Source organism: Candidatus Njordibacter sp. Uisw_058, assembly GCF_047730065.1.
GTDB lineage: Bacteria > Pseudomonadota > Gammaproteobacteria > Pseudomonadales > Balneatricaceae > Njordibacter.
Map to the genome: position 1 here is coordinate 881,167 of NZ_CP159829.1, position 17,213 is coordinate 898,379.

Sequence of the window (17,213 nt, forward strand, 5' to 3'; positions counted from 1 at the left end):
TTAGGCTTCGGCCTCAGCGCGTTGTTGCTGAAGTTGGGTCAGCCAGTCTGGGTCCATTTCGGGTACCGATGACAATAACAGCTCAGTGTAAGCGGGATAGGGTGCGGTAAATATTTCTTCTTTACCCCCTTGTTCTACCACTTTACCTTGGAACATCACCACCACCTGATCAGCGATAGCGCGCACCGTAGCAATGTCATGGGTAATGAAAATATAGGTAATACCGAGCTCTTTTTGCAACCGCAAAAGGAGCTTTAAAATACCTTCTTGTACAATCTGATCAAGAGCTGATGTGACCTCATCACATATGATCAGTTCAGGCTCTGCTGCTAAGGCACGGGCTATACAGATACGTTGTTTTTGGCCACCAGATAATTCATCTGGGTAGCGATCCAAGAAGCTCTCATCTAATTCAATGAGGCGTAATAACTCCATTATTCTCTGGTCTTGAACTGCGCCCACTAAACCCAAGTAAAAATTTAATGGCCTACCAATAATATCCCTGATCGTATGTCTAGGATTCATAGCGGTATCTGCCATTTGGTAAATCATTTGAACGGCTTGCAATTGCTTTTTCGAGCGATTTTTTAAGGCTGCAGGTAACCTTTCGCCATTAAATATAATCTGACCTTCCAAAGGCGGCAATAAACCCGTGATCACCCTTGCAGCAGTTGACTTCCCCGAACCTGACTCACCTACCACAGCTAAGGTTTGCCCTCGAGGAACTTTGATACTGATGTTATCGAGTACTTTAACGCTCTTGCCATAGCTTGCATGTACTTGGTTGATTTCAAGAATAGTATCAATGGATGGCTGTGGTGGTTTTTCCAAGGCACGCACCGCCCAAAGAGATTGTGTGTAGGCCGCTTTAGGACTGGATATCATTTCCCTTGTGGGTGCATCCTCAACGGTTTCACCATAACGTAAGACCTTTATATTATCAGCCATTTGTGCAACCACTGCCAAATCGTGGGTAATGTATATGGCCGCTGTGTTGTACTTTTCAACAATCGTGCGCATGGATGTGAGTACTTCCACTTGCGTGGTCACATCTAGGGCCGTCGTTGGCTCATCAAAGATGATGAGATCAGGTCGAGATGACATCGCCATAGCCGTCATGACTCGCTGTAATTGGCCCCCTGAAACTTGATGAGGGTAACGTTGACCAATATTTTCAGGGTCTGGCAGTTGCAGGTCCCGATATAATTCAATGGCATCTTGTTTCGCCGTTTCAAGATCTGCAATACCATGAGCGACGGTTGATTCTATGGTTTGATCGAGCAGGCGGTGGGCTGGGTTAAAGGAGGCTGCGGCTGATTGAGCCACATAAGCAATGCGTGAGCCGTGCAAACGTCTAAGCTCTGCGCTGCTGAGGTTTAATAGGTCCATGCCATCAAACTCTATACTGCCCCCCACAAACTTGCAGCCAGGACGGACAAAACCCATGGCTGCCAGACCAAGCGTTGACTTGCCCGCACCAGATTCGCCAATAAAGCCAAGGATCTCTCCTCGCTTTAAGGTCACATCAACACCCTTGATGATGTGGTGCCAGCGATCATCACTGAAGCCATCGATACGCACATCACGCATGGTGAGTAAAACGTCATTAGTGCTCATCGCGAAGTCCACTTGTTTGATGTAAAAACCAATCCACGACAAAATTAACTGCGACCGTCAACAAAGCAATAGCAGCCGCTGGAATCATGGGAGTTAAGGCGGCCGTTAAATCGTATTCGGCAAATTGAATGAGCCCTGCATTCTCCCGTACCATGGAACCCCAGTCTGCGGTGGGTGGCTGAATACCCACACCTAAAAAAGACAGGGCCGCAATGGTTAAAAACACAAAACAAAAGCGTAAACCAAACTCAGCCACCAAAGGCGGCATAATATTGGGTAGAATTTCTCGGCGCATGATCCAGCCTAAGCCTTCACCACGCAGTTTAGCGGCTTCTACATAATCCATTACTACTACGTTAAGAGCGACTGCCCTAGTGAGACGAAACACCCGCGTGGCATCCAGTACAGCAATAATAAATATTAAGTTAATTGCGCTAGAGCCAAAAATTGAAAGTAGCATTAGCGCAAAAATGAGACTTGGAATAGCCATCAGTACATCGACAAAGCGGCTTAATACTTGGTCTAGCCAATTTCGACTTATGGCGGCTATTAAGCCTAAACTACCGCCAATCAAAAAAGCCAATAGAGTTGTGGCCACAGCGATGCCGATGGTGTTTCGTGCTCCATAAATAAGACGACTAAATACATCACGGCCCAAGGCATCTGTGCCTAATCTAAACTCTTCGCTCCACGGTGCATAAGCCATGGGAAAGACTTGCGCCTGCCCATGGGGAGCGAGCAAGTGCGCAAACAAAGCCACGATTAAATACAAAGTGATCACGACCATGCCAAACCAAGCGGTGGGTGGTGCCGTTTTTAGAGTACGCCATATATTCTGTAATACGCTTCTTCTTGCTTTGACTAAGGTCACTTCGTCAGCCGCAGAATAACTCCCATCAGTGGTGTTTGGTGTATTCATCGTGGATGCAACAGCCTTGGGTTAGTGATAATGGAAATAACATCAGCAAATAAGTTGAGTAAAATATAGGTGCCTGCAAAGATCAACGCACAAGCCTGCACAACAGGAATATCTCGGCTTGAAACTGCATCTACCATGAGTTGGCCCAACCCAGGATAAACAAAGACCACCTCTACCACGACCACACCAACCACTAAATAAGCAAGGTTAAAGGCAATCACGTTAACGATGGGCGCCCATGCGTTGGGTAGGGCGTGGTGCAATATGACCTTGGCTTTGGATGCGCCCTTGAGCTGCGCCATTTCTATGTATGGGCTGGCTAATAGGTTAATGATGGCAGCTCGCGTCATGCGCATCATGTGCGCAACGATCACCAAAGTGAGGGCTAAGGCGGGTAAGGTGGACCGGTAAATTTTTTCTAACAAAGGCGTGGAGTCAGAAATGTTAGCTAGGGAGGGGAATACTTTAAAGTAAGTTGCAAAAATTAAAATTAAAATATAACCCACAAAAAACTCTGGGAAAGAAATAGTCGTGAGAGTCGTTGCATTAACGACTCGATCGTAAATCGAATTGCGGTAGAGTGCAGCAGTAATACCTAAGGCCAAGGATAATGGAACCGCGACAAGTGCTGCCATGGAAGCTAAAAATAAGGTATTGGCTAAGCGAGGTTGAATGAGGTTCCAAACATCTCTTGAACGGTCTACACCCGAAGCATTGCGTCCTGAAAAAGAATTACCCAAATCGCCAGTTAGCACATTACCAGCCCACATAAAGTAACGTTCTACAGGCGGCCTGTCTAAGCCAAGTTCTCGTCGAAAAGCCTCAACTGTCTCTGGCAGCGCGGCTTGTCCCAATACAGCTTCACCAAAGTCACCGGGTAAAAACTCGATAGAACTGAAAATGATAACGGTCACTACAAATAGGGTGAGAAGCCCTAACCCCAAGCGCTGAATAATGGTCGTTAAAACGGGATGCACAAGAATTAATACTCGATGATTTATTTTTTATGATTATTATAACTGTATACTAAAATCTGAGTTATGCCTATCGGCAGTAAAAATGATGACCTATTAGTCTAGGTTCACAAAAATCTGTAGTTGTTAAAGCAGCTAAGCCTAATAATGATTGGGAGCTATAGTTAATAGGCAACCTGCCTATTGTGCTAATCATGCCATGGCTATGCTTTTGCATTGATTTAGTTCAAGATCTTGCATCTTTTTTTCAGATATTCTCAAGTTTTTTGATGGCCTAAACCTTCCTAAATCTTCCTTAACCTATGCTCATGAATAATATAGGGCAATTCATACCAGTTCTCGCAGCGGAGTATAGCTGGAACAAATAAGGTCTATGTGCGCCGTTGCTCCTTAAACTAAGTTCATGCTGGCAATTGTTTTTAAAACATTAACAACCAGTTAATGTTGGTTGCCATGCGGAAATATTTTTAAACTATTCTTGTTTGAATAATCGTTCAAGTATAAATAAATATGATTAACAGGCGCTTTTTTTTGTGTTACCTTCTTTTACCTAACAATTTTTATGTCGAGCTCGACCCCCCAAGCTTTCGCTTCTTTGGAACCCATGTATTATCCCTTGAACTCAACGTAATCGATATTAGTTAGTTATATAATTGGAGAATAAAAAAATGTCTAAAGACCAAATAGATCAATTAAAAAATCCATTCACTATGGACCTAAACCGTCGTCAGTTTGTCACTAGCAGTCTAGCTGCGGGCATTATTTTGCCGACAGCATTGGCTGCAGCTGGAAATGCTTCAGCTGGGGCTCACAAAGCTGGTGGTAAATTTAGATTGGGCATGGGCCACGGATCAACCACTGATTCATTAGATCCAGGCACATCAGAAAACGGCATGTCACAAAATGTCATTTTTGCTTATTGTAATCACCTCACAGAAGTGAGCAAAGAAGGGCAGCTAATTCCTGAGCTTGCATCTGAATATGGAGCTTCTGCAGATGCAAAAGTTTGGACCTTTAAAATTCGCTCAGGCGTCACCTTCCATGATGGTAAAGCACTGACACCGGCTGATGTAGTGGCCTCATTTCAGTTCCACATGGGCGAAGATACCAAATCTGCAGGTAAGGCCTTACTAGCAGATGTCACTAACATCGCCATTAATGGTGATGATGTCGTGTTCACCTTGTCTAATGGCAGTGCTGACTTTGCCTTTATCGTAAGTGACTACCACTTCCCCATTCTACCTGTGCGTGATGGTCAGCTAGACTGGGCCTCTGGTATTGGCACTGGTGGCTATATCATGGAAAATTATGAGCCAGGCGTGCGGGCTAAGTTCTATCGTAATCCGAACTACTGGAAGCAAGATGCTGCTCACTTTGATGAAGTGGAACTATTGGTCATACTTGACGTAACAGCCAGACAGAATGCCATGATGAATGGCGACGTGGATGCGATTGGTCGAGTAGACCCTAAAACGGTTCACTTGTTAGCGCGTAATCCTTCTCTGGACATTTTAGAAACCACGGGCACCTTGCATTACACCTTCCCTATGCGTTGTGATGCTGCTCCCTTTGACAACTATGATTTCCGCATGGCCTGCAAATTGTCAGTAGACCGTAAAGAATTAGTCACTAAGATCCTTTCAGGCCATGGGGCCATTGGTAACGATACCCCTATTTCTACGGCTAACCCTTTCCACAACAATGAACTAGTTCAGCGAGCCTATGATCCAGACAAGGCCGCTTTTCATCTGAAGAAAGCCGGTTATGATGGTTCTAATGTGCAGTTATCTGCCTCTGATGCGGCCTTTGCTGGAGCGGTTGACGCCGCTCTTTTGATTAAAGAATCTGCTGCCAAGTCGGGACTTAATATCGAAGTGGTGCGTGAGCCTAAAGATGGTTATTGGTCTAATGTGTGGAATAAAAAGCCATGGACTGCTTGCTATTGGGGCGGACGTCCTACGGAAGATTGGATGTTCAAAGCTGCCTACATGGCCGATGGAAAGTGGAATGATACCGCATGGCGCACGGGTGCCTCTGTTGACCGTTTTAACAAACTGGTACAAATGGGAAGTTCAGAATTAGATTTGGCTAAGCGTCGTGAAATCTATTACGAATGTCAAGCCCTAGTTAATGATGATGGTGGTGCCTTAATCCCTATGTTCGCTAACAACGTGCATGCCCTGAGTAAAAAACTAGCTCATGGCCCTGATGTTGCAGCTAACTGGGAACTAGATGGCGGCAAGGCAGCTGAGCGTTGGTGGTTTGCCTAACACCCACTGACCTTGACAAACGGGCTTGTACTTTTACTTAAAAGTGCAGGCCCGTTTTAACTTATGGGTCTAAATAGTCCTTTGGACTTGCCTTTTTATGTGCATTATTTAACTTGCTGTTGTTACCCTTGAGGGGGTTAACTTTTTCTTGGCAGGGTTAACTGCGATAGTGCGCACGACATACTACTGGGGGGCCTGATTACTGTGTATGCAGTTTTTTTAGACGATCTGCCCGCAGCAATTGCACTCTGTGAGACGCTATGAGTTTATCGCTGGTTTTAATTGTTTTGGCCTCTGCCTTTTTACATGCGTTCTGGAACGCTATGGTCAAAGGCTCTGCCGACAAGACGATTGTACTGGGTCTGATTGCCTTGGGGCATGTGGTACCTGGTATTATCATTGCAACGCAGGCGCCACTGCCTGGATGGGCCGCCGTACCCTATATCATTGCCTCAACTCTCATCCACTGGGGATATTATTATTTTTTAAATCTCGCCTATCGCATTGGAGACCTGAGCCTTGTCTACCCCATTACCCGCGGTTTAGCGCCAGTCTTAGTGGCATTGGGGGCACAAATATGGATTGGTGAGAGCCTTCCTGGCTTGGCTTGGCTAGGCATCTTTTCAGTCTCGGCTGGGGTGATGGTTCTGTCGCAAGGTATTTTCAAAACAGAGGTGCCAAAATTATCAATGGTTGCAGCAGTCATTGTGGCGGCCATTGTGGCGGCTTATTCGCTAGTGGATGGTGTCGGAGTGCGTTTGTCTGACAGCATCATGGGCTATATTGCCTGGTTGTTCATAGCCGAAGCCTTTGTTGCACTGTTTATCTTTAAAACTCAATGGCAGCGACTGCGGATGATGCCGTTAAAACCCTGCCTACTTGGCTTTTTGGGTGGCATCCTGTCAGCCACTGCCTATGCGCTGGTGCTTTATGCCAAGACTGAAGCCCCTTTAGGCGTGGTCTCTGCTTTGCGCGAGACATCGGTGATTTTCGCCGCCCTAATCGGTGTCTTTTGGTTTGGTGAGGGGCCAAAGACTCGCCGCCTTTTAGCTGGGGTGATCGTCGCATTTGGCACCATTATGATTGGCTTAGCCCATTAAATCTCGCCAACATGGGATCACCCCACAACTGCGCAAACCAATACTGTTGCTATGTTAAACGACCATAAAAGGTCATGCGGGCTGATTCTGAAAGTGCGACATTAGGTTCAGCATTATAGGCCAGTACGACTAGCATGCGAGTGATTTCGCCTTGTGTTGGGGTGACTCGGTGCAAGGCATCTCTGCCCCTAAACAACATTAGATCACCTGCAGACATAGTGATATTTTGCGCTGTTACTTTTCCTTCTAATACCTGACTCACGCCTGAGTAATTCATATCGTTTTGGCTTGCATTTCTGAGTTGTGGCACATATTCGAATTGTCCACCCGCTTGAGGACTTTGCAGTAATAAAGTGATGGCAAAAGATGAGTTGTCAAAGTGCCAGCCTAATTCTTGACCTTCGCTGGCATAATGTAAATTAATCGATGATAGCGTGTCAGAGTATGGGTACAGTATTTCTTCACCTAGTACAGAGGCCAAAAATAAGCGCAACTGTTGGGCATCATAGAGTGCACGTAAGGGCGAATCTAGAGCGATTTGATCATCAGTAATACAACCTTTGGAAGATTGCACCCATTGATTGCAGGGATGCTTATCATCAAACTTTGAATCTTTTTGTGTGAGGTATACGTTGTGGCCAGAATTGGTATAAAAAGCCAACGTTTGTTTTTTGTGGCCTTCTTCAATAATGGCATCCCGTGCAGCAGGGGTGAGAAAATTTTTTAGAATTAACACGCCTGCTTCGTCAAACTGTTGTTTACAGGTTCGTGCAAATTGTGGCTCTGAAATAGGGTGAGCAGCGAGATTAATGATTTGATTGAGTTGCATGCATGACTCCTGATTTAACCTGAACCAAGGTAAAATGTCTGGGGTTTAAAATCTAGGTTAATGGTCGAGGTTAAAAGCTTCAGTTGAAAATCTCGGCTGAACGTCTCAGTTGAAAGTCGAGTTTAAACCCCGAGTGAAGTGAAACATAACATACCACCCTCAACTAAGCCTTATTATGGGCTATAGATAACTAATAAGTATACCTATCCAAGCCTCACCACTGCAGTAACATGCATCAGCAGCATTGGGGCTTAGCTGCAGTAGATGCTGTTCTTCTAATTGTGTTTCTTGGGTCTGGTTGAGCTGAACAAAGGTATGACCCTGCATGCTGAACAGTAAAAATAAGTCACCGTTTAAATCTATATTTTGGCCCTTTTCCTGCTGGCTGGTGAAGACTTTGGCGCGACAATCTTTGCGTCTAGTCATTAAGTTGAAATCAAGGATTGGCCCATCATGGAGACACGCATCGATGAGGTCTTCGCCTTTAAAGTGGGCAGCATCTAAGGTTTCTGAGAGACACCATTGCTGACCTGCTTGGTCTGTGAGTGTCAGTCCTTTGCCATGCATTAAAAGTAAACAGCGGTCATAGCCAGAGAAGTCTGAAAAGGCGCCATCTTGTGTCACATCAGCCATGCTCAGGCGCCACTGAAAAGAGTCACCAGACCAGCGCTTTACTAATTCAATCGTTGAGCCTAAACCATTGCGCCACGGCATGGTAATAAAGTCTTCTGGTTTAGTTATATTGAATTCAATCATGTGATTTGGCCCGCAACAACGCGGTGCTTTACTAATTGGCCACCCAGCCAGTAGCTTAATTCTGCGGGCTTTTGAATCTCCCAACAGACAAAGTCAGCGGCATAACCCACTTTAAGCTGGCCATGGCTATGGCCTAAACCAAGAGCCTGAGCACCATGACGGGTGGCTCCTTGCAATGCTTCTAGTGGTGTAAAGCCAAATAAGGTGCAGGCCATGTTCATCATTAAACGCAAGGACAAAACTGGCGCTGACCCTGGATTACAATCACTGGCGATGGCCATCGGTACACCTAATTCACGGAGGCGCTGTATGGGTGGTTGTTTGGTTTCTTTGAGGCAAAAAAATGCCCCTGGCAGAATCACGGCAACAGTACCCGCGATGGCCATGGCTTTGGCGTCTGCATCACTTAGATATTCTAGATGATCACTGGACAATGCCTTATAACGAGCCGCTAAGCCAGAGCCTCCTAAGTTAGAAAGTTGTTCAGCATGAAGCTTTATGGGTAAGTCAAAGGCGAGGGCCGTGTCAAATACCCGTTCAATTTGGGCCACAGAAAAGGCAATGCCTTCACAGAAACCGTCAACTGCGTCAGCCAAGCCAGCTTTGGCTATGGCAGGTATGATTTCTTCACACACCAAATCAATGTAAGCATCAGCTTGACCCTGATATTCGGGTGGTATGGCATGGGCCGCCAGACATGTGGTCTGCAAGGTCACCGATAGTTTTTCACCAAGGGAGCGGGCGACACGCAACATTTTTTCTTCTGTGACTAGGTCTAAGCCATAACCCGATTTCACTTCGACACAAGTCACACCGTCAGCCATAAGGGCGCAGAGGCGCTTTTCTGCAGCAGTGAATAATGCTTCTGCGCTAGCATTTCTGGTATCAGTCACAGTGGAAACAATGCCGCCACCAGCCTTAGCAATGGCTTGATAACTTGCCCCTTGCAGACGCATCTCATATTCGGCGCTGCGATCACCACCAAATACTAAGTGAGTATGACAATCAACCAAACCAGGCGTAACCCAACCACCACCCAAGTCGATTATTGTTGCCGTGTGGTTAGGTAATTCAGAAACTGGGCCTAACCAAGTAATTTGGCCATGTTTAACCCCTATCGCTGCATTTTCAATGGGGCCATAATCCTTGGTAGACACCATTGTAGCAGCATGAAAACCAACGTAAATCGTATCAAAGGAAGGCATTTTTGTATCCTATGTAGGCAATCTATCACCCACTAATTAGCGCTGGGTAGTGTGCCACTTGGCATCATGTCATTATGGCAAGCGGTAGCTAACAGTTCATTAGCAGCTGCAATGTCTGTGGCAAAGTAGCGGTCTTTGTCATAGAAAGGCACACGTGCCCGTAAACCAGAGCGAGCCTGTTCGAGCAACGGACTGGAATTTAAGCCGGTGCGAAAATCTAAGCCTTGCACCGAAGCCAAGAGTTCTACTGCTAAAATACCGCGGGTATTTTCGCTCATATCTCGCAAACGGCGCGCTGCAAAAGTGGCCATAGACACATGATCCTCTTGATTAGCTGAAGTAGGTATGCTGTCCACACTAGCGGGGTGAGCAAAGGTTTTGTTTTCACTTGCCAAGGCGGCAGCAGTCACCTGAGCAATCATAAAGCCTGAATTCACACCCCCATTATCGACTAAAAAAGGGGGTAATTGGCTGAGTGCTGAATCAATTAGTAAGGCCATACGCCGCTCTGATAAACTGCCAATTTCGGCAATGGCTAAGGCTAAATTATCAGCCACCATAGCCACTGGTTCGGCGTGAAAATTACCCCCAGAGATAATGTCTCCCTCATCAGCAAAGACTAATGGGTTGTCTGATACCGCATTAGACTCGACTTCCAAGACGCCGGCAGCGTGGCGGATCTGCTCTAAACAAGCACCCATAACTTGAGGCTGGCAGCGCAAAGAATAGGGGTCTTGTACCTTATGGCACTGGTCATGTGAGAGACCCACTTCACTATTTTCAGTGAGGAGGTGGCGGTAGGCCTTAGCAGAATCAATCTGGCCTTTGTGCCCCCGCACTTGGTGGATACGTTCATCAAAGGGGCTGCGACTACCCAAAGCTGCTTCGACAGAGAGTGCACCACAGACTGTAGCTGAGGCCCATAAGTCTTCACTATGGAATAAGCCTTTTAGGGCAAATGCAGTAGATACTTGAGTGCCATTGAGTAGGGCTAGTCCTTCCTTTGGGGCTAAGGTCACCGGTTTCAAACCCGCTATTTTCAATGCCGCTATTCCAGAAATTATTTCGCCTCGGTAACGGGCTTGGCCTTCGCCCAATAACACGGCGCTCATATGGGCTAAAGGAGCCAAATCACCTGAGGCACCCACTGAACCTTTTTCAGGAATACAGGGAAAAACTTCCGTATTAATGAGGCTCATTAACGCTTCAATCACGCTTAAGCGGATGCCAGAAAATCCACGCGCTAAGCTATTGATCTTGAGTACCATGACCAATCGAACGGTCGCATCGTCCATGAATTGCCCAATGCCTGCTGCATGAGATAAGACAATAGAACGTTGTAGTTCTTCAAGGTCGTCTACCTCTATTCGGGTGTTAGCCAGTAGCCCAAACCCAGTATTGATACCGTATACTGTTCTATTTTCCTCAATCATTTGATTGACCAGTTGCTGGCTTTTATGAATAGCAGGCAGAGCATGGCTGGCGATAGAAACATTAACCCGATGGCGGGCTACCTTACGCAATTGTGCGAGTGTGAGAAGGCCAGGCTGAATTTCAAAGGTGTACATAAGAAGCCTCAGTGAGTTTAGTTCTGCTTAATCATGGGAAGGTTTAAGCCCTGCTGTTGGGCGCACTCTATAGCAATGTCGTAGCCGGCATCTGCATGGCGCATAACGCCTGTGGCTGGATCGTTGTGGAGCACACGGGCAATACGTTCAGCGGCTTCGTCAGTGCCATCACAAACAATCACCATACCTGAATGTTGTGAAAACCCCATACCCACACCACCTCCATGGTGTAAAGAGACCCAGGTAGCCCCTGATGCTGTATTGAGCAGGGCATTAAGTAAGGGCCAATCAGATACGGCATCAGAGCCATCGCGCATGCCTTCTGTTTCTCGGTTAGGGCTAGCCACAGAACCCGAGTCTAGGTGATCGCGTCCAATCACAATGGGGGCTTTGACTTCGCCAGAGCGTACCATTTCATTAAAGGCTAAACCTAGTTTGGCGCGCTGGCCAAGTCCAACCCAGCAAATACGGGCTGGTAAACCTTGGAACTGAATGCGTTTACGAGCCATAGTGAGCCAATTATGTAAATGGGCATCATCAGGAATAAGTTCTTTAACCTTGGCGTCAGTACGATAAATATCTTGCTTATCGCCAGATAAGGCAACCCAGCGAAAGGGCCCGATACCTCGGCAAAAGAGTGGCCGAATATAGGCAGGCACAAAGCCTGGGAAGTTGAAGGCATTTTCTACGCCTTCTTCAAGTGCGACTTGGCGGATGTTGTTGCCGTAATCTACGGTAGGAATACCTTGCTCATGGAATGCCAGCATGGCTTTAACATGAGTGGCCATAGATGCCTTGGCAGCCAATATGGTGGCTGCAGGTTTATCAGTCGCATTTTGACGATAGCTTTCCCAATCCATATTTTGCGGTAAGTAACCATTTAAAGGATCGTGGGCAGAGGTTTGATCGGTGACTAAATCTGGTTTAACACCACGCCTGACTAACTCCGGTAAAATGTCTGCCGCATTTCCCAGCAAGCCAATCGACTTGGCTTCACCCATTTGTGTGTAGTGTTCAATCCGTTCCAAAGCATCATCAAGATCCTTGGCTTGTTCGTCTAGGTAGCGAGTTTGTAAGCGTAGGTCAATACGGCTTTGTTGACACTCAATGTTAAGGGAGGAAGCACCAGCCAAACTTGCTGCTAATGGCTGCGCCCCGCCCATACCGCCTAGCCCCGCAGTCAGAATCCAGCGGCCTTTTAGGCTCCCGCCAAAGTGCTGTCGCCCAGCCTCCACAAAGGTTTCGTAGGTACCCTGAACAATGCCCTGGCTACCGATATAAATCCAACTGCCAGCTGTCATTTGGCCAAACATAGCCAAGCCTTTTGCATCTAACTCATTAAAGTGGTCCCAGGTGGCCCAATGTGGAACCAAATTTGAATTAGCAATTAACACTCGCGGAGCATTACTATGGGTTTTGAACACCCCAACAGGTTTGCCAGACTGGACGAGCAGCGTCTCGTCATCTTCAAGCTCTGTCAGCGATGCTACTATTTGATCATAACTAGCCCAGTCTCTAGCTGCCCGACCGATACCACCATAGACCACCAGTTCGTTGGGATTTTCTGCCACCTCTGGGTCGAGGTTGTTCATTAGCATGCGCAGAGGTGCCTCAGTTAACCAGCTTTTAGTGCTGATTTTACTGCCCGTAGGCGCTTTAATATCTCCACCGCGGGTGCGGCGTGCGGCGAGTTCTTGAGGACTAATCATGGGCATTTCCCTTACATGTATATACAAGTAATAAAAGATACGCCCATTTTTATACTCTGGCAAGTAAAATGTAGCCGCTAGATTCGTCCAAAATGACCGAATAATTGAAAAAGATGACCTGGAGAAAGTAATCTAGCACTGGTGACAATTTTCTGGCCAGACCAAGTTCGACGTTTTATTTGGAGGCAGGCTTGGGTTGAATTAATTGCCAGTTGCTGGGCCTCAATCACGTTTGGAATGACGGCTTCTACTAAATGCTCACCTTCAGTAATAGGGGCGACTTTATTTAGATAAGCAAAGGGTGTTAATTGAGTAAAGTCTTGTTGGCCGTAGTTTGGCACCAAGGTAGCGTTCACAATACGTTGTTCTAATTGAATTGGCTGTTGATCTTCAAGGTGAATTAAAGTTGACTTAAAAATGATTTCACCAGTACGTACCCCAAGTCGTAAAGCTTGGTCTGTATTTGCTTTAACTGATTGTAATTCAACAACTACTGTTTCATGCTTGTGACCTCGGTCAGCAATTTCTTGGGCAATGTTGTGCACTTCAAATAATGCAGAATGGGCTTTTTGGGGAGCCACAAATGTGCCCACGCCTTGCTGGCGAATAAGCACTCCATCGGTGGCGAGTTCTCGTAACGCCCGATTCACCGTCATGCGACTCACGCCTAAAGCGTTCACCATTTGGGCTTCAGATGGCAAGCGTTGCTCTGGCATCCAATTGGATGACTCTATATTCTCTAAAATGGCGCTTTTTAGTCGAGCATAAATGGGTGCATTGGTATTAGGAAGCGCATTCAATAAACTTTGAGTGGTATCTGCTTGAGGAATATTCACAAGGGGCCCATAGATTGTGGTTCTGCTTGGAGTATACAATCTTGACTTGGCTATGCCAATTCATGTAATGTCTATACAAGTTAAACACATCCTACCATGAGAGTACTAATAATGGACCAAGTTTACTTTGCCAACCAAGCTTTAATCATCACAGGCTGGGCTAACAACGTAAAAATCACCGTCACTAACGGTGTTATTAGTCACCTTGAAACTAATCAAACGACGCATGAGAGCCAGCAAGGGTGTCACACATTAGCAGGTCCAGTTCTACCTGGCATGGTGAATCTTCATTCACATGCGTTTCAAAGGGCAATGGCCGGCTTGGCTGAAGTGTGTTTAGACCCGCAAGACAGTTTTTGGAGTTGGCGCGATCTAATGTATGGGTTAGTGGCCAAATTAAACCCCCAACAAGTTGGGCAAATTGCGACTTATCTCTATATCGAAATGCTCAAAGCTGGTTACACACAAGTGGCTGAGTTTCATTATTTGCATCATCAACAAAGTGGTCAAGCTTACGACAACCCTGCGGAAATGGCCTTACAAGTTCGACAAGCGGCAGTTGATGCGGGCATTGGCCAGACCTTATTGCCGGTACTGTATAGCCATTCAGGATTTGGGGGTCAGGCTCCCAATGGGGGCCAAGCTCGCTTTATTCATGATCTTGATGGTTACTTGCGTCTGCAAGAGCAATTAAGCCAAAACATGGATAGTTTGAAGCATAACCAAGGCTTATGTTTTCATTCTTTGCGAGCGGTGACAAAATCACAAATGCAAACTGCATTATCAAGCCTGCCAAGAACTTGGCCGGTGCATATCCACGTTGCGGAGCAAACAAAAGAAGTCGATGATTGCATTGCTTGGAGTGGACAGCGGCCAGTAGAGTGGTTAGCGAATGAAGTAGGGTTTGACGCACGCTGGTGTTTAATCCATGCCACCCATGTGAGCCAGAAAGAAGTAAAAACCATTGCTGACAGCCAAGCTGTTGTTGGTTTATGTCCCAGCACTGAAGCCAATTTAGGTGATGGCATTTTCCCCATTACTGATTTAGTAGCTCAAGGTGGTCGCTTTGGTGTGGGTTCCGATAGCCATGTGTGTGTCTCTGTAGCAGAAGAGTTACGGTTATTAGAATATGGTCAGCGTTTGCGCGATCAGCAACGTAATCGCATTTATGGTAATGACCAACCTAGTGTAGGAGATTTTATTTACCAAACCAGCGTGGCGGGTGGCAACGCCGCCTGCAACATTAATACTGGCCTGCGTGTGGGTGCCCGCGCTGACTTTATTACCTTGGACACTAGCCATCCTCTTTTAGCCTCAGCTAAGCCAGAACAACTGATCAATCGCTGGACTTTTGGTATTAATCACAACCCAGTAAGAGATGTATTTGTGGCGGGTGAGCAGGTGGTTGCTGCGGGTTGTCATAAACTTGAAGACTCTGCATGTGTAGGGCTTATAAAGAGCTTGAAAGAGTTGTTAGCTTGACCCTAGAACACACTGGCAAAGGATATAAAGGTATTTATTGATGCGCAAAGGCCGTCCTAAACGGCGACACAGATTTAACTTTGCCTGCAAAAATTGCGCAAGCTTCAAGGGTCACATACTATACATTAGAAGATGTTGATTTTATAAGAGGTTTTAAGGCTATGAACTTTTGTAAACAGAGAGTCATGGAGGTTTTAAGTAAGGGTGACCTTAACGACTCGACGAGTCGAGTGTGTGACTTATTCCTATCCATTTTAATACTACTTAACCTTGTGGCTGTGTGCTTAGAATCTGTTGACTCGATCAACCTCCAATATCATCACCAACTGATGATGTTTGAATGGTTTTCCGTGTCTATATTTTTGATTGAATACCTACTGCGTATTTGGTCCATTACGGCAGACGACTCAGCGCGGGGTGCAACCCCTTGGGGGCGTCGCAGTTCCTATATTTTTAGTTTTACCGGCATCATTGATTTAGCCGCCTTTTTACCCAGTATTTTGCCCCTCATTATGGGAGGCTTAGATCTGCGCTGGCTGCGTGTGTTGCGGCTACTGAGGTTGCTAAAAATGTCCCATTACTCCTCGGCCCTAGAGGATTTAGTCTCGGCGGTGCATGAAGAACGACGCTCTTTTGCCGCCACGCTTTACCTATTGGCAATCGCGTTATTCTTATCCAGTTCAATGATGTACCTAGCCGAAAGTGACGTTCAGCCTGATAATTTTAAATCGATTCCAGAGTCAATGTGGTGGTCATTAATTACGCTGACTACGGTAGGTTATGGAGACGTTTACCCTATTACACCGATTGGTAAGTTCATCGGTGCTTTGACGGCATTGATGGGGGTCTGCACAGTGGCTTTGCTCACAGGTATTGTAGCCTCAGCCTTTTCCAATCAAATGGTGCGCCGAGAGGCTATTTTTGAGGCTGAAATTAACGCAGCCATGAGTGATGGTATTATTACCAGTGATGAAAAACTCCACATTGAAACCATTAGGGCGCGCTTTAATATACCAGAAGAACACGCCAAAGCCATTTTAGACTTATTGTCTGAGAAGAAAGGTCCTAAAACACCCTAAAACGATGTTAGTCATTAATAATTGATTAACCTAATGACTGCCTCAGCTAATTAGCTCTGCTAAATAACTCTGCTAGATGAATAGCCTATTTAGTTTTTGTAGGAAGGGTCGAGCCGATTCTGCAAGCGAATCATCGCCTGCCACGCAATGTGAACGTCATTACAGGGCTGGTCTCCCTTAGGTGCCGTAGTTTTTGCCAATTCGCGCACAGAGGCTGTATCGGGCAGGTGATAATTTACCCCCGATGACACAACATCAGTTTGTATTTTGCAAGAGGTTTCCAGCATGTACAAAAAGTAAAAGGCTTCTCCAACCGTCCTGCCCGCCGCTAATAAACCATGATTGTGCATGATCATTAACCACTTATCAGCCATATCTTGGCCCAGCTGGTGGCAATACTCAGGGTGGTCTTTGCTGGCAACACCATAGTGATTGTAACAAACCAGATCCTGAATCTCTCCCGCTTGCTGTGATAGGGGTAATAAACCCATTTTCATGCAGGACACAGCAATACCTGCTCGCGTGTGACTATGTAATAAAACATTAATATCAGGACGAGCTTTAAATACGGCAGTATGGATATAGTGACCCGCATCATTGTAGGGGTAGTCTCCACTAATGACTTTCCCATCAAAGTCTACCTTGAGTAAATTAGAGGCAGTAATTTCCTCAAACAAAAGCCCATAGGGGTTGATCAAATACTGATTTTCATGGCCTGGCACTCGAGCTGTTAAATGGGTAAAAATTAAATCCGTCCAACCAAACTTAACAAATAGCCGATAGCATGCGGCAAGGTCACAGCGAACCTGCCATTCTGCATCAGACATTTTTTGGTTCACTTTTAAAATTGTACTCATTGTTAATACCTC

The 17,213-nt window shown here is 46.1% G+C and carries 14 protein-coding genes; 4 read left to right on the forward strand and 10 right to left on the reverse strand.

The window, feature by feature from the left end:
* From ABXT59_RS04070 to ABXT59_RS04080, 3 genes are read right to left on the reverse strand one after another with little or no spacing between them, the layout of a single operon-like run.
* On the reverse strand, window positions 1-1,617 hold the full coding sequence (locus ABXT59_RS04070; RefSeq protein WP_443637882.1) for an ABC transporter ATP-binding protein: 1,617 nt from the start codon (window positions 1,615-1,617) through the stop codon (window positions 1-3).
* Window positions 1,607-2,536 carry an ABC transporter permease gene (locus ABXT59_RS04075; RefSeq protein WP_443637883.1) on the reverse strand — a complete coding sequence of 310 codons (930 nt, stop codon included), beginning with the start codon at window positions 2,534-2,536 and terminating at the stop codon, window positions 1,607-1,609. Before ABXT59_RS04075 ends, ABXT59_RS04070 begins: the two co-directional genes overlap by 11 nt.
* Window positions 2,533-3,513, reverse strand: a complete 981-nt coding sequence (locus ABXT59_RS04080; RefSeq protein ID WP_443637885.1) for an ABC transporter permease — start codon at window positions 3,511-3,513, stop codon at window positions 2,533-2,535. Before ABXT59_RS04080 ends, ABXT59_RS04075 begins: the two co-directional genes overlap by 4 nt.
* A 665-nt stretch (window positions 3,514-4,178) precedes the next feature.
* Between ABXT59_RS04080 and ABXT59_RS04085 the strand changes: the two genes are divergently transcribed.
* Both ABXT59_RS04085 and ABXT59_RS04090 read left to right on the forward strand, forming a co-directional pair.
* On the forward strand, window positions 4,179-5,780 hold the full coding sequence (locus tag ABXT59_RS04085) for an ABC transporter substrate-binding protein (RefSeq protein ID WP_443637886.1): 1,602 nt from the start codon (window positions 4,179-4,181) through the stop codon (window positions 5,778-5,780).
* Between the two features lie 260 nt (window positions 5,781-6,040).
* Entirely contained in the window at window positions 6,041-6,880 is an 840-nt protein-coding gene (locus ABXT59_RS04090; RefSeq protein ID WP_443637888.1) for an EamA family transporter, read from the forward strand.
* Between the two features lie 49 nt (window positions 6,881-6,929).
* On the opposite strand, the gene ABXT59_RS04095 is transcribed toward ABXT59_RS04090, so the two are convergent.
* The 6 genes from ABXT59_RS04095 to hutC form a co-directional block, all read right to left on the reverse strand.
* Window positions 6,930-7,709, reverse strand: a complete 780-nt coding sequence (locus ABXT59_RS04095) for a HalD/BesD family halogenase (RefSeq protein ID WP_443637890.1) — start codon at window positions 7,707-7,709, stop codon at window positions 6,930-6,932.
* A gap of 180 nt (window positions 7,710-7,889) precedes the next feature.
* Entirely contained in the window at window positions 7,890-8,465 is a 576-nt protein-coding gene (locus ABXT59_RS04100; RefSeq protein ID WP_443637892.1) for a HutD/Ves family protein, read from the reverse strand.
* Window positions 8,462-9,670 (reverse strand): imidazolonepropionase, encoded by a 1,209-nt coding sequence (gene hutI / locus ABXT59_RS04105; protein ID WP_443637893.1) that lies wholly within the window; start codon window positions 9,668-9,670, stop codon window positions 8,462-8,464. The genes ABXT59_RS04100 and hutI overlap by 4 nt, the downstream gene beginning before the upstream one ends.
* Before the next feature lie 32 nt (window positions 9,671-9,702).
* The gene (hutH, locus tag ABXT59_RS04110) at window positions 9,703-11,238 is read right to left on the reverse strand and encodes a histidine ammonia-lyase (RefSeq protein ID WP_443637895.1); all 1,536 of its coding nucleotides are present in this window, start codon (window positions 11,236-11,238) and stop codon (window positions 9,703-9,705) included.
* A gap of 17 nt (window positions 11,239-11,255) precedes the next feature.
* Window positions 11,256-12,947 carry a urocanate hydratase gene (gene hutU / locus ABXT59_RS04115; RefSeq protein ID WP_443637896.1) on the reverse strand — a complete coding sequence of 564 codons (1,692 nt, stop codon included), beginning with the start codon at window positions 12,945-12,947 and terminating at the stop codon, window positions 11,256-11,258.
* A 77-nt stretch (window positions 12,948-13,024) separates the two neighbouring features.
* Window positions 13,025-13,783, reverse strand: a complete 759-nt coding sequence (gene hutC, locus ABXT59_RS04120; protein ID WP_443637897.1) for a histidine utilization repressor — start codon at window positions 13,781-13,783, stop codon at window positions 13,025-13,027.
* A 111-nt stretch (window positions 13,784-13,894) separates the two neighbouring features.
* Here hutC and ABXT59_RS04125 point away from each other — a divergent pair, with 111 nt between their 5' ends.
* Together ABXT59_RS04125 and ABXT59_RS04130 are read left to right on the forward strand one after the other, a co-directional pair.
* The gene (locus ABXT59_RS04125; protein ID WP_443637898.1) at window positions 13,895-15,265 is read left to right on the forward strand and encodes a formimidoylglutamate deiminase; all 1,371 of its coding nucleotides are present in this window, start codon (window positions 13,895-13,897) and stop codon (window positions 15,263-15,265) included.
* A 161-nt stretch (window positions 15,266-15,426) separates the two neighbouring features.
* Window positions 15,427-16,344 (forward strand): ion transporter, encoded by a 918-nt coding sequence (locus ABXT59_RS04130; protein WP_443637899.1) that lies wholly within the window; start codon window positions 15,427-15,429, stop codon window positions 16,342-16,344.
* Window positions 16,345-16,433: 89 nt separating this feature from the next.
* Here ABXT59_RS04130 and ABXT59_RS04135 read toward each other — a convergent pair whose 3' ends face one another.
* Window positions 16,434-17,201, reverse strand: coding sequence for a class II aldolase/adducin family protein (locus tag ABXT59_RS04135; RefSeq protein WP_443637901.1), 768 nt, complete (start codon window positions 17,199-17,201; stop codon window positions 16,434-16,436).
* Window positions 17,202-17,213: the final 12 nt, after the last annotated feature.